The 12,643-nt window shown below is 69.3% G+C and carries 10 protein-coding genes; 5 read left to right on the top strand and 5 right to left on the bottom strand.

What is annotated here, in order from left to right; all coding sequences use genetic code 11:
• The first annotated feature begins 55 nt into the window (after window positions 1-55).
• Window positions 56-1,702 carry a glycosyl hydrolase family 18 protein gene (locus ACQPZF_RS36745; protein WP_433265018.1) on the top strand — a complete coding sequence of 549 codons (1,647 nt, stop codon included), beginning with the start codon at window positions 56-58 and terminating at the stop codon, window positions 1,700-1,702.
• Window positions 1,703-1,760: 58 nt separating this feature from the next.
• Here the strand turns inward: ACQPZF_RS36745 and ACQPZF_RS36750 are convergent, their stop codons facing one another.
• Both ACQPZF_RS36750 and ACQPZF_RS36755 read right to left on the bottom strand, forming a co-directional pair.
• The gene (locus tag ACQPZF_RS36750; protein ID WP_433265020.1) at window positions 1,761-4,046 is read right to left on the bottom strand and encodes a BTAD domain-containing putative transcriptional regulator; all 2,286 of its coding nucleotides are present in this window, start codon (window positions 4,044-4,046) and stop codon (window positions 1,761-1,763) included.
• 124 nt (window positions 4,047-4,170) lie between these two features.
• Window positions 4,171-5,907 carry a M14 family zinc carboxypeptidase gene (locus ACQPZF_RS36755; protein ID WP_433265022.1) on the bottom strand — a complete coding sequence of 579 codons (1,737 nt, stop codon included), beginning with the start codon at window positions 5,905-5,907 and terminating at the stop codon, window positions 4,171-4,173.
• Window positions 5,908-6,126: 219 nt separating this feature from the next.
• Between ACQPZF_RS36755 and ACQPZF_RS36760 the strand changes: the two genes are divergently transcribed.
• A complete protein-coding gene (locus ACQPZF_RS36760; RefSeq protein WP_433265024.1) occupies window positions 6,127-6,939 on the top strand; it encodes a MerR family transcriptional regulator in 813 nt (270 codons plus the stop codon).
• A gap of 56 nt (window positions 6,940-6,995) precedes the next feature.
• Here the strand turns inward: ACQPZF_RS36760 and ACQPZF_RS36765 are convergent, their stop codons facing one another.
• Together ACQPZF_RS36765 and ACQPZF_RS36770 are read right to left on the bottom strand one after the other, a co-directional pair.
• Window positions 6,996-7,181: a DUF397 domain-containing protein gene (locus ACQPZF_RS36765; protein ID WP_433265026.1), complete on the bottom strand. Its 186-nt coding sequence runs from the start codon at window positions 7,179-7,181 to the stop codon at window positions 6,996-6,998.
• A 21-nt stretch (window positions 7,182-7,202) separates the two neighbouring features.
• A complete protein-coding gene (locus ACQPZF_RS36770) occupies window positions 7,203-8,060 on the bottom strand; it encodes a helix-turn-helix domain-containing protein (protein ID WP_433265028.1) in 858 nt (285 codons plus the stop codon).
• A gap of 126 nt (window positions 8,061-8,186) precedes the next feature.
• On the opposite strand from ACQPZF_RS36770, the gene ACQPZF_RS36775 reads away from it, so the two are divergent.
• Entirely contained in the window at window positions 8,187-8,471 is a 285-nt protein-coding gene (locus ACQPZF_RS36775) for a hypothetical protein (RefSeq protein WP_433265030.1), read from the top strand.
• 15 nt (window positions 8,472-8,486) lie between these two features.
• On the opposite strand, the gene recD2 is transcribed toward ACQPZF_RS36775, so the two are convergent.
• The gene (recD2, locus tag ACQPZF_RS36780) at window positions 8,487-10,658 is read right to left on the bottom strand and encodes an SF1B family DNA helicase RecD2 (protein ID WP_433265032.1); all 2,172 of its coding nucleotides are present in this window, start codon (window positions 10,656-10,658) and stop codon (window positions 8,487-8,489) included.
• A 76-nt stretch (window positions 10,659-10,734) separates the two neighbouring features.
• Here recD2 and ACQPZF_RS36785 point away from each other — a divergent pair, with 76 nt between their 5' ends.
• Window positions 10,735-11,400: a response regulator transcription factor gene (locus tag ACQPZF_RS36785; protein ID WP_433265034.1), complete on the top strand. Its 666-nt coding sequence runs from the start codon at window positions 10,735-10,737 to the stop codon at window positions 11,398-11,400.
• Between the two features lie 26 nt (window positions 11,401-11,426).
• Complete coding sequence (locus ACQPZF_RS36790; protein WP_433274879.1) at window positions 11,427-12,485, top strand: sensor histidine kinase; 1,059 nt, start codon at window positions 11,427-11,429, stop codon at window positions 12,483-12,485.
• The last annotated feature ends 158 nt before the right edge of the window (window positions 12,486-12,643 follow it).

A 12,643-nucleotide genomic window follows, 5' to 3' on the forward strand; every position in this document is an offset into this window, starting at 1 on the left:
GGTCTGAACCACATGTTCTTCTCAACCCTGCACTCCTTCCCTGACGAGGAGCACGATGTCCAAGATCCGATGGCATCTCACAGCGCTGGTCGTGGCGGTCGCCACGATGGTCCTCGGTCTGGTCCTGGTGCCCGCGGCGAGCGGCGCGGGCGGACTGTCGGCCACCTTCACCAAGGGCTCGGACTGGGGCTCCGGCTACGAGGGCAAGTACACGATCCGCAACGCCTCCGCCGCGGCCATCTCCGGCTGGACCGTGGAGTTCGACCTGCCCGCCAACCACAAGGTCAGCTCCCTGTGGGACGGCAGCTACACCACCAGCGGCCAGCACGTCACGGTGAAGAACACGTGGAACGGCAGCCTGGGCGTCGGCGCCAGCCTGAGCTTCGGCTTCAACGTCGTCTACTCCGGCGCGTTCTCCGGTCCCGCGAACTGCAAGCTGAACGGCGCCTCCTGTGACGCCGGCGGTGGCACGACGACCACGACGACCACCACCACGACCACCACGAGCACGTCGACGTCGACCAGCACGTCCACGACGACCACGACGCCGACCACGTCCACCACGACCACGACCCCGCCCAGCGGCTACAAGAACCTGGGCTACTTCGTGCAGTGGGGCGTCTACGGCCGCAACTACCACGTCAAGAACATCCACACCTCCGGCTCGGCCGCGAAGCTCACGCACATCAACTACGCGTTCGGCAACGTGACCGGCGGCCGGTGCACCGCGAACGACGACACCTACGCCGACTACGACAAGTTCTACGGCGCGGACACCAGCGTCGACGGCACGTCGGACACGTGGGACGCGGGCGCCCTGCGCGGCAACTTCAACCAGCTTCGCAAGCTGAAGAAGATGTACCCGCACATCAAGGTGCTGTGGTCGTTCGGCGGCTGGACCTGGTCCGGCGGCTTCGGCCAGGCGGCGCAGAACCCGGCCGCGTTCGCGGAGTCCTGCTACAAGCTGGTCGAGGACCCGCGCTGGGCGGACGTGTTCGACGGCATCGACATCGACTGGGAGTACCCGAACGCCTGCGGCCTGACCTGCGACACCAGCGGCCCGGCGGCGCTGAAGAACCTGGCCCAGGCGCTGCGCAGCCGGTTCGGCTCCACCAACCTGGTCACCGCCGCCATCAGCGCGGACGGCAGCGACGGCGGCAAGCTCGACGCGGCCGACTACGGCGGCGCGGCGCAGTACTTCGACTGGTACAACGTGATGACCTACGACTTCTTCGGCGCGTGGGCGGCGCAGGGCCCGACGGCCCCGCACTCCCCGTTGACGTCCTACGCGGGCATCCCGACGCAGGGCTTCACCACCGAGGCGGCGATCCAGAAGCTGAAGGGCAAGGGCATCCCGGCGTCCAAGCTGCTGCTCGGCATCGGCTTCTACGGCCGCGGCTGGACCGGCGTCACGCAGTCCGCCCCGGGCGGCACGGCGACCGACGGCGCTCCGGGCACGTACGAGAAGGGCATCGAGGACTACAAGATCCTCAAGTCCAAGTGCCCGGCCACCGGCACCATCGCGGGCACCGCGTACGCGCACTGCGGCAACCAGTGGTGGAGCTACGACACCCCGGCGACCATCAACAGCAAGATGCAGTGGACCAAGCAGCAGAACCTCGGCGGCGCGTTCTTCTGGGAACTGACCGGCGACACGACCAACGGTGAACTCATCACCGCCATGGGCAACGGCCTGAAGTAACACCTCCCCACCGGAAGGGCCCCTGCGGGCGTCTCCCCCGCAGGGGCTCTCCCCTTCGTCAGTCCTCGGCTCCGCAGCACCGCCTGATCAGCTCGGCGGTCAGCGGACCGTGCCGCACGACGGCCCGGAACCCGTCGTCCCGCGCCAGGTCCCGCAGGTGCTCGGGGAAGCACTCGGACACCCACAGCGAGTCCACGATCCCGCGCAACGCCTCCGGGTGGGCCTCCAGGTGGTCGGCCATCGCGGGCCACCGGACCCGCAGGATCGACCACAGCGCCAACGCCTCGCTCGGCACGGTGTTGTTCTCCAGCACCCGCACGGACCGCAGCACGCTGTAGGTGTTGAGGAACTTCTTGACGTTGCGCGGGTTCGCGTCCAGCAGCGGCACGAACCGGCGCAGGGCGTGCTCGGTCCGGACGCGCGTCCGGGTCGACGCCAACGCCACCGCCGCGTCGCCCACCAGGTCCTCGCGGGCCGCCTCGCTCGCCTCGTCCAGCACCCGCAGGATGCCCGCTTCGTCACCGGCCGCGATCCGTTCCCGCGCCCGGCCCACCTCGGCCTCCAGCCGCTCGTGCTCGTCGGCGGGCCCGACCTTGAGCAGCCGGTCGAGATACGCGGCCCGCAACCGCGTGGTCGGCGCCGGGACGGGGACGGTGAGCTGGAAGAGCTTGTCCAGGAACAGGTGCCCGAGCGGGTAGCCGGGCGACGCGACGGCGTCCCCGAACGTCCGGTAGGCGATCTCGTAGCTGGTCCGCAGCCACACCCCGTCCGCCGCGACCACGAAGTAGGCGGCCGTGCCGGAGTCCCGGACGAGCGTCTGCACGGAGTCGAGCAGCTCCACGACGTAGGTGTCCTGGCAGCGGTCCAGGTCGTCGATGAAGAACAGCACGGGCTTGCGTGACTTGCCGAGCATCCACCCGAAGTGCGCCGCGACCTCGTCCATCGGGTTGGCGGTGGACTGCTCGAACAGCCGCGCGCCGCGCGCGGAGTCCCACAGCAGGAACCGGCTCACCACCCGCGACACCGCCCACAGCGCCCCGACCGCGGCGACCGCCGCCGTGACGCCCTTCGCCACCGAGCCGACCGGGTCGCCCGTGCCGCGCGGCCACCACAGCACCACGGCCGTGGCCGTGGCCGCCACCAGCACGAGCGCCAGCAGGTACGGCGCCCCGGTCCGACGGGCCCGGAAGAACGTCTCCTCCAGCCGCAGCCACCACGCCGTCCACGGCCCGCGCTGCCGCGTGATCTCCTTGCGGGTCGCGCCGAGCAGCGTCCACCACGGCGGCGCGATCCGCGCCTGCCGCCACGCGTCGAACCGCACCAGGGTGAACTCCCCGGCCAGCCGCTCGCCGAGGAAGTTGAGCAGGCTGGACTTTCCGGCGCCCCACGGCCCGTCGAGGTGGACCAGGAACGACGTCCCCGGCTCGTCCCGCCGCACCTCCCGCAACCGCGCCGCCATCACGTCGGCCAGCGCCACGCGGTTGAGGTGGTCCCGCCGCGCCGGCGCGTCGGTCGCCCACTCGACGTCCGCGTCGGGCTCGTCCACCTCTTCCGCCGGTTCGTCCGGTAGTGGCTCAGGCCTGCGCGCCGGCACAGGGTCGACAGCCAGAGTCGGGTCGTCTATGAGTATGCGCCCATGCAGCTCTCGCAGAGCCGAGCCGGGATCGAGGCCCAACTTCTCGGCCAGCAGCTTCGCGGCATGGCGGTACCGCTCCAGAGCATCGGCCCGCCGGCCCAGGCGGTGCAGCGCCAACATCAACAGCCCCGCGAGCCGCTCCCGGAGCGGGTATTCGGCGGACAGACCGCGCAGTTCTGACAGCACCTCGGCGTGTCGCCCGGCCTCGACCTCCGTCTCCAGGAACAGCTCGCGCACCGCCAACTGCTCCTCCGCCAACGCCTGCCGGACGTCATCCAGGCCGGGGACATCGGCCAGCGGAGCACCCCTCGGGATCTCCAACGCCCGTCGGAGCAGCGCCGTCCGCGCGTCGCCGGATGCCTGGCGGGCCGCGGCGACCAGCGACCGGAACCGGTACAGGTCGACCTGTTCCGGATCCACGTCCAGCAGGTAGCCGGAAGCCGTGTGCGGCAGGCCGACACTCGGGTCCGGCCCCAACAGCCGCCGCAGACCCGCCACGTGCGTCTGCACCACGTTCCGCGCGGTCGCCGGCTTTTCCATGGGCCACAACTGGTTGATCAGGTGATCCGACCCCACGGGCCGGCCGAGGTTCAGCAGCAGCGACGCCAGCACGCACCGCTGCTGCGCGCTGGTCACCGGGATCTCCTGGCCGTCACGCCGGACCGTGATCGGCCCGAGCACCCCGAACTCCACCGCGCTGCGCTCCACGCCCGGAGATCAGACCCGCTCCCGACCGGTGAAGCAAGCCCAGTCGCCCGTTGGGACGGACACGAAGAGGCCCCGCAGGCGGCAAGCGCCTGCGAGGCCGGTTTCGAGAGGGGCGGAGCCGGGACTACAGCGTCAGGCTCCAGGTATCGATGTACCCGCTGTCCGCCGCGTACACGTCCTGCGCCTTCAGCTTCCAGGCGCCGTTGCGCACCTCGCTGGACACGTCGGCCGTGTAGGTGGTGTCGATGTTGTCCGCCGACTCGTTGTTGGACGGCTTCAACCGGTACGCGGTGCCGTCCGGGGCCACCAGGTCCAGCACCACGTCACCGCGGTAGGTGTGCTTGACGTGCACCTCGACCTGCGAGGTCGCCGAAGCGTTGCCCGTGCAGCCGGCGATGGTGATCGTGCTCGTCACGGCCGCGCCGGCGTCCGGGATGGCCACGTCGCCGTCGTTGGTGGCCTTCGGGCACGGTCCGGGCTGGTTCGCGCCGCCGTACGGGTTGGACGCCTTCTTGGCCGAGTACAGCAACATGGACTTGACCTTCGGCCAGAACATCGACGTCTGGCACGAGTACGCGGGGAGGAACCCGCTGCACGTGCCGGACCCCGGACCGATCTCCCACACGTACGAGGCCACGCCGAGGTCGTCGTAGACCCAGTCGTCGGTCGCGCCGGCCGCGTTGTACAGCACCTCGCCGGGCTGCCCGTACTGCCAGCCGCCCGCCAGTTGCGCCATGTCCCGCGCCATGCCGCGCAGCGCGGCGTCGTTGCCGGTCTTGTACTGGGTCGTCCAGCCCCACGGGAACAGCACCAGGTTCGAGTAGCTGTGCATGGAGACCACGAGACCGGTCGTGTCGGCCGGCGCGGCGTCGGTGTTGCCGGTGCCGCGGCGGTCCTTGTACAGGTTGCGCCACAACGCCTGCAGCGAGCGGGTCTCGACCTCGGAGTTGGCCGACGGGCCCTTGAAGGTCTGGTCGCACGGGTTGGAGGACGTGCCCTCGCCGCCCCAGTGCGAGTTGGTGTTGCGGTTCAGGTCGATGCCGACGTGCGACGCCGACGTGCCCGAGCAGCTCGCCCCATGCGTGGTGTTGGCGTTCTTGCGCTGGTAGCGCGGCGAGTTGCCGCCCTGCTGCACGATGTTCACGCCGTCCGGGTTGGCGATCGGCACGACCCACACCTCGGTGGTGTCGAGCAGCGCCGTGACCTCGGCGTCGGTGCCGTAGCCCTGGGTCAGGTGGTCGATCCAGCGGTACGCCACGTCGCCGGTGGTGATCTCACGGGCGTGCAGTTGGCCCATCACGAAGAACCGCGGCTTGGGCGCGGAGGTGCTCAGCGCGCAGTCGCCGGCGTTCTTCTTGGTGATGCAGATGGCGCGCAGGTCGTAGCCGCCCGAGCCCTGGGTCTTGCGCCACGAGTCGCCGTAGTCGACCACCGAGGTCAGGTTCGGGTACTGCGACGACACCGCGTCCAGGTGCGCGTACTGCGCGTTGATCGTGCGGTAGCCGCCGTAGTAGGTCTCCTCCAGGGCGGCGGCGTCGAGGGACTGCGACTTGCGGGCCGGCGGCTCCCACTGCGGCGCGGGCAGCACCTCGTCGATGACGGAGGTGAACCCGTCGGTCTTCAGCTTCAGGCCGGTGGCCTGATCGCCGAGGACGAACAGGTACTCCCCGTCCCGCTGTTCCAGGACGTCGAAGCCACGCTTGAGCAGGTCTTGGGCGGCTTTGCCGAGCGGCGCGTGCACCTTGTAGACGTACGTCGGGCCGGCTTGGACGGCGGTCACCTCGGGTGCGGGGCCCGCGGTGCCGGGAACGCCGCCGTGGATCACCGCGGCGGCTGTGACACCCGCTATCGCGAGTGTCACTAGTGAACGTCTTGTCGACTTCACGGTTGTTTCCTCCTAGGCAGGGTTGAGCAGGAGGATGGGGCAAAACCGTGGCGGTGCACACCCTCCGACCGGCCATACCTGGAGCTTATGGGCGACAGTTGTGCCGCGCGCATCAAGCGCGGGCGGACATCCGGCGCAACCCTTGACCCTGCCCTTGGGGCACGCCTCAGGGTCGACGGCGTGGAGGAGGTGTGGATGGACCGACTGTTGCGGATCGGCGAATTCGCCCGCCGGTCCCGGCTTTCGCTGAAGGCGCTGCGCCTCTACGAGCGGCAGGGTTTGCTGAAGCCGGCCGTGGTGGACCCGGCGAACGGCTATCGCCGATACCACGAGGACCAGTTGGCCGACGCGCGGCTGGTGCGGTCACTGCGCAGGCTGGACATGCCGTTGACCGTTGTCAGTCAGATCATCTGTGCCGACACAGAGGACCGGGCCGGTCTGCTGGCCGTCTACTGGGACGCAGTCGAGCAGCGCATCGCCATGCAGCGGGACCTGGCCGCACACCTCCACGCAGTGATGACCGGAGGAAAGGGACTGTCGAAGATGTTCGAGGTCAAGCAGCGGGACGTGCCGGCGCAGGTCGTGCTGACCGAACAGCGGCACGTGGTGCAGTCGGCACTGGTCGAGTGGATGGCCGGCGCGATGGACCGGGTGGAGAAGGCCACCCACAAGTACGGCGGCATGTCCGCGCCGGGACTGGTGATCTACCACGGCGAGGTCAGCGAGGACAGCGACGGCCCGGTGGAGGTGGCGCTGCCCATCGCGGCGGACGCCCCACCCGCCGGGTCGGCCGCGCGGATCGAACCGGCCCACCGCGAGGCTTACGTGCGGTTGAAGAAGCGCGAGGTCCAGTACCCGCAGATCCTGTCGGCGTACGACGCGGTCGCCGTGTGGTTGAAGGAGAACGGCTTCGCTGAAGCGGGCGCGCCGCGCGAGGTCTACTTCCGGGAGTGGGAAGGGGCCGGGCCGGAAGACGAGGTGTGCGACATCGCGTACCCGATGAAGTAGCCGGGGCGGTGAGCTAGCCGGAGGGGAGCACGAAGCCCGCTGGGCCACCCAGCGGGCTACCCCCGCAAGGCCTGGAGGAAGGCCCGGAACGCCCGAGCCGGCACCCGGACCTGCCCGCCACCCCGGTTCTTGGTGTCCCGCACCGCATAGCACCCCGACACCACACCGACCTCGACACAGGTGCCGTTGTCCTGGGTGTAGCTCGAAGTCTTGAAGGTGGCAGCAGAGAAGTCCGGAGCCATGGCGGGGACCACCTTTCACGATCACGCGTACTGCCGGGCAACGCCCTTGATGAACCTCCTCGATTGTTCCAGGCCGAGCGCGTCAGCCGTAAGACGGCTCCACAGGTTCCCGTAGTCGGCCACCTCGGGCAGGCCGTCCAGGTAGTCCGCGTCGTGCAGGTTCTCGACGTAGACCATCTCCAATGGCGGCGCGGAGGTGGGCGCGGGGATCCGCAACATCGTGAAAGCGAAGGTGTTCCCGCCTCCTGGGGAGTCGAACGGCAGGATCTGGAGCCTGACATTGGCCCGCTTGGCGACCGCGTCGAGGTGAATCATCTGCTGGTGCATCACCGCGTTGCCACCGAAGATCCGCCGCAGGCAGCTCTCACTCAACACAAACCCCACTTCGGCGGGCCGTTGGCGAAAGATCACCTCCTGCCGCTCCAACCTGGTCGCCACGATGTCATCGATGGACGCCGGGTCCACCCGCGAGCTGCGTTCGAGCATGGCCCGCATGTAGGCCTCGGTCTGCAACAGGCCCGGCACCAACTCGGCTCCGTAGTGCTGGATCAGGTTCGAGTCGACCTCGAAGTCGTAGTAGGGCCGCTGTTCGAGCGGCACCGTGGCCCGATGCCCCAACCAGCGCCCGCGCTGGCTGCGCGTCCGAGCGAGTTCGACGATCTCCGCCTTCTGCTCCTCGGTGTGGACGTCGTAGCGGTCCAGCAGCATCTTCGCGTCGCCCGGTGTCAGGCCCTCGCGGCCTCTCTCCATCTTCGTGACGCGGGTGGTGTCCCGGCCGAGCAGCTTCGCGACCTCCTTCGGGTCAACCTCTGCCTTGATCCGTGCCTCACGCATGTACATCGACAGGAATTTCAGCCGCACCGTAGGGGTCAAGGGCATGAGGGTCATCCGATCGTGTCATTTGCTTTACAGCAGTTGCAAAGTAGCTCCGCCTGGGTCCAGGCTAGCAACCGATCACCCGAAACCGACCTGGTTGACCTTCAGACCACTCAAAGGGGGACAACAATGTCCGCGCCCATCCCCGACAGCATCCCCGGCAACAGCCACGACCTCTGCCATCCGCCACGCGAATGGCTCGTGCGCTGCTCCGACGACAACCACCATCCAGCCGTCTGCTCGATCGCCGTCACCGACGGCCACCTCGAAATCTGGCTGGACGAAAAAACCATGATCAGCCTGGAGGGCATCGAGATCGCCCAGTTCGAAGCCGCCTACACCAACGCCACGGCCCTCGCGACCGAAGACCGCGCTCGCGCTCTGACCACCGAGCCCGGACCGCCCAACCCCTGACCCCCGACCCCGGACTCAGCCCTGCCTCAACCGGTGGTCCAGCGCCGTGTGGCGTCGTCCGGCGCTCACGGTGCGGACCGCCTGCCCGATCGCCTTCCTGGACCCGACCAGCACTACCAGCTTCTTGGCCCGGGTCACCGCCGTGTACAACAGGTTCCGCTGCAGCATCATCCACGCGCTGGTCGTGATTGGAATGACCACGCACGGGTACTCACTGCCCTGTGAGCGATGAATCGTCATGGCGTAAGCGTGGGTCAGCTCGTCGAGTTCGCCGAACTCGTAGTCCACTTCCTCATCCTCGTCCGTCTTCACAGTCACCTTCTGGTCCACCGCGTCGATCGCGGTGACGACTCCCAGCGTGCCGTTGAAGACGCCGTTCTCGCCCTTGTCGTAGTTGTTCCGGATCTGCGTCACCTTGTCGCCGACCCGGAACACCCGTCCGCCGAACCTGCGCTCCCGCAGGTCCTGTCTGGACGGTGTCAGCGCCTCCTGCAGCAGGACGTTCAACCCGCCCGCCCCGGCCGGTCCGCGGTGCATCGGGGCGAGCACCTGCACGTCGGTCCGCGGGTTCAGGCCGAACTTGCGCGGGATGCGTTGTGCGACAACGTCCACGGTCAGGGTCGCAGCTTCTTCCGCTTCCTCCGCCGGGAACAGGAAGAAGTCCGGCAACCCCTGCACCAACGGGTAGTCGCCGGCGTTGATGCGGTGCGCGTTCGTCACGACACCGGACTGCTGCGCCTGCCGGAAGATGTGCGTGAGCCGGACGTTCGGGATCGGGCTGCCCTCCGCCAACACGTCCCGCAGCACCTCGCCGGCGCCCACCGACGGCAACTGGTCGACGTCGCCGACCAGCAACAGGTGCGCACCGGGCGCAACCGCTTTCACCAATTTGTTGGCCAGCAGAAGGTCCAGCATCGACGCCTCGTCCACCACGACGAGGTCCGCGTCCAACGGCCGGTCCTTGTCGTAGGCGGCGTCGCCACCCGGCTTCAGCTCCAGCAGCCGGTGCACGGTCCGCGCCTCGTGCCCGGTCAGCTCGGTGAGCCGTTTCGCGGCCCGGCCGGTCGGGGCGGCGAGCACCACCTTGGCCCGCTTCGCCACCGCCAGTCGCACGATCGACCGCACCGTGAAGCTCTTGCCGCACCCCGGTCCGCCGGTCAGCACCGCGACCTTCCTGGTCAACGCCAGCTTGACCGCGTCCCGCTGCTTGTCCTCCAGTGACGCGCCCAGCCAGGCGAAGGCCTGGTCCCAGTCGACGTTCCCGAACGCCGGCATTCGTTCGACGCCGGTGTGCAGGAGTCTCAACAGTTGGTTCGCCAACGCTATCTCCGCCCGGTGGAACGGAACCAGGTAGACGGCCGCCTCGCCGTCCGGCATGACCTCCCGGACCACGCCCTCCTCCGCCACCAGCTCGGCCAGGCACTCGATGACCAGGCCCGTGTCGACCTGGAGGATCTTGATGGCCTCGCCGATGAGCTGGTTCTCGGGCAGGAAACAGTCGCCGTTGCCGGTCGCCTCGGACAGCGTGAACTGCAACCCGGCCTTGACCCGCTGCGGGCTGTCGTGCGGAATCCCGACGGCCTTGGCGATGGTGTCCGCCGTCCGGAAACCGATCCCCCAAACGTCTGTGGCGAGACGATATGGCTCCCGACGAACGACGTCGATCGACTTCTCGCTGTACTGCTTGTAGATCCGCACGGCCAGCGACGTGGACACGCCGACGCCCTGGAGGAAGACCATCACCTCCTTGATCGCCTTCTGCTCCTCCCAGGCGTCCGCGATCAACTTGGTCCGCTTGGGCCCGAGCTTGGGCACCTCGATGAGCCGTTCCGGCTGGTGCTCGATGACGTCGAGCGCGTCGACCCCGAAGTGCGTGACGATCCGGTCGGCGAGCACCGGCCCGATTCCCTTGATCAACCCGGACCCCAGGTAACGCCGGATGCCCTGGATCGTCGCCGGCAGGACGGTCGTGTAGTCGTCGACGTGGAACTGCTTGCCGTACTGCGGGTGCGACCCCCACCGCCCGCGCATGCGGATCGACTCGCCGGGCTGCGCGCCGAGCAGCGCGCCCACCACCGTGACCAGGTCCCCGCCCCGGCCGGTGTCCACCCGGGCCACTGTGTAACCCGTCTCCTCGTTGGCGAACGTGATCCGCTCCAACACCGCTTCCAGGACCGCCTCCGCCACGGGGACACCGTAGCCTCCACAGGACGTTCACAACTCTCACCAGGCCTCTCCACCGGGGGCACATAGAGTCGGTCGCATGACACGCCGGGTTCTGGTGGTCGAGGACGACCTGACCATCGCCTCGTCCGTGGCCGCACGGCTGCGCGCCGAGGGGTTCGAGGTCGAGTTGGCGCACGACGGTCCGTCGGGGGTGGCGAAGGCCGCGGACGCCGACCTCGTGGTGCTGGACGTGATGCTGCCGGGGTTCGACGGCCTGGAGGTGTGCCGGCGGATCCAGGCGGACCGCCCGGTGCCCGTCCTGATGCTGACCGCGCGGGGTGACGAGACCGATCTCCTGGTGGGCCTGGCGGTCGGGGCGGACGACTACCTGACCAAGCCGTTCTCCATCCGCGAACTCGCCGCGCGGGTGCACGCGCTGCTGCGGCGGGTCGACCGGGCCGCGACGCCGTCCGCCCGGATCACCCTGGCCGACCTGGAGATCGACCTGGCCGAACGACGGGTCCTGCGCGGCGGAGAGGAGGCGCATCTCACACCGACGGAGTTCGAGCTGCTGGTGCACTTCGCCGAACGGCCGCGGGCCGTGCAGTCGCGGGAACGCCTGCTCAACGAGGTGTGGGGCTGGCACGAGGGAACGGGGACGCGGACCGTCGACAGCCACGTCAAGGCGTTGCGGCGCAAGCTGGGCACCGACCTGTTCCGGACCGTGCACGGCGTCGGGTACGCGCTGGAGGTGCCGCGGTGATCGTGCGCTCGGCGTTCGACCGGACCATGGAGTTCCTGCCGCGCCCACTGGACCCGGTGCGGTCGATCAAGCTGAAGCTCGGCATCCTGCTGGTGGCGTCCGGCGCGGTCGGCTACACGTACTTCTGGTCGCAGATCGGCTGGCTGCCCGTCGGCACGACGACCGGCGCGCTGCTCTCCGCGCTGGTGACGTCGCAGGTCCTGGCGCACGGGATGACCAAGCCGCTGCGCGAGATGACCGCCGCCGCGCGGGCGATGCGGCGCGGCGACTACAGCCGCCGGGTGCGGGCCACCGCCCGTGACGAGGTGGGCGAGCTGGCGGGGGCGTTCAACCAGATGGCGGCCGATCTGGCGGCGGCCGACCGGCAGCGGCGGGAGCTGATCGCCAACGTCTCGCACGAGCTGCGCACGCCGATCACCGCGTTGCAGGCGGTGTTGGAGAACGTCGTGGACGGCGTGGCGGAGCCCGACGCGAACACCATGCGCACGGCCCTGGCGCAGACCGAACGTTTGGGGCGCCTGGTCACGGAGCTGCTCGACCTGTCCCGCATCGACGCCGGCGCGCACCGGCTGACGTTGGCCGAATTCCCGGTCGCGCCGCTGTTGGCGGACGTCGTGGCAGAGGCTTCGGTAGCCGCCCGGGGGGTGCGGTTCACCGTCGACGTCCACCCGCCGGACGCCTCCGTGGTCGCCGACCGCGCCCGGCTGCACCAGGTGGTGGTCAACCTGCTCGACAACGCCGCCCGCCACGGGCCGGCCGGTGGTGAGGTCCGGGTCACGGCGCGGGTCGGCGCCGAGTTGGTGCTGGAGGTGTCCGACGACGGGCCGGGGATCGCGCCGGAGGACCGGGAACGGGTCTTCGAGCGCTTCACCCGGGGTGAACGGGCAGGTGACGGAGGCACCGGGCTCGGCTTGAACATCGCCCGGTGGATCATCGACCTCCACGGCGGCACCATCGCGGTGGTGGACGCGCCGGGCTGCCGGATCCGGGCCACCCTGCCCGCCAGTCCTGCGCCGACTCAGGCCGCCGCGCTCCACCCCGGCTTGGCCGCGCCGAGGACCGAGGCGACCCCGGCGGCGACTTGAGAGTTCGAGCCGGACCTGACCGGCTGGTCGCGACGGGTGTTGCGGGAGGTCGGGCTCGGGCGCTCGAAACAGCCCCGATTACCTTCTTTTCGGGTCGGGCGTTCGGAGCAGCCCCCAATTCCATCCTTCCACGGGGCACCGACAGTTTCATGAGCAAA

Origin of the sequence: Actinosynnema sp. CS-041913, assembly GCF_050942485.1 — a bacterium.
GTDB lineage: Bacteria > Actinomycetota > Actinomycetes > Mycobacteriales > Pseudonocardiaceae > Actinosynnema.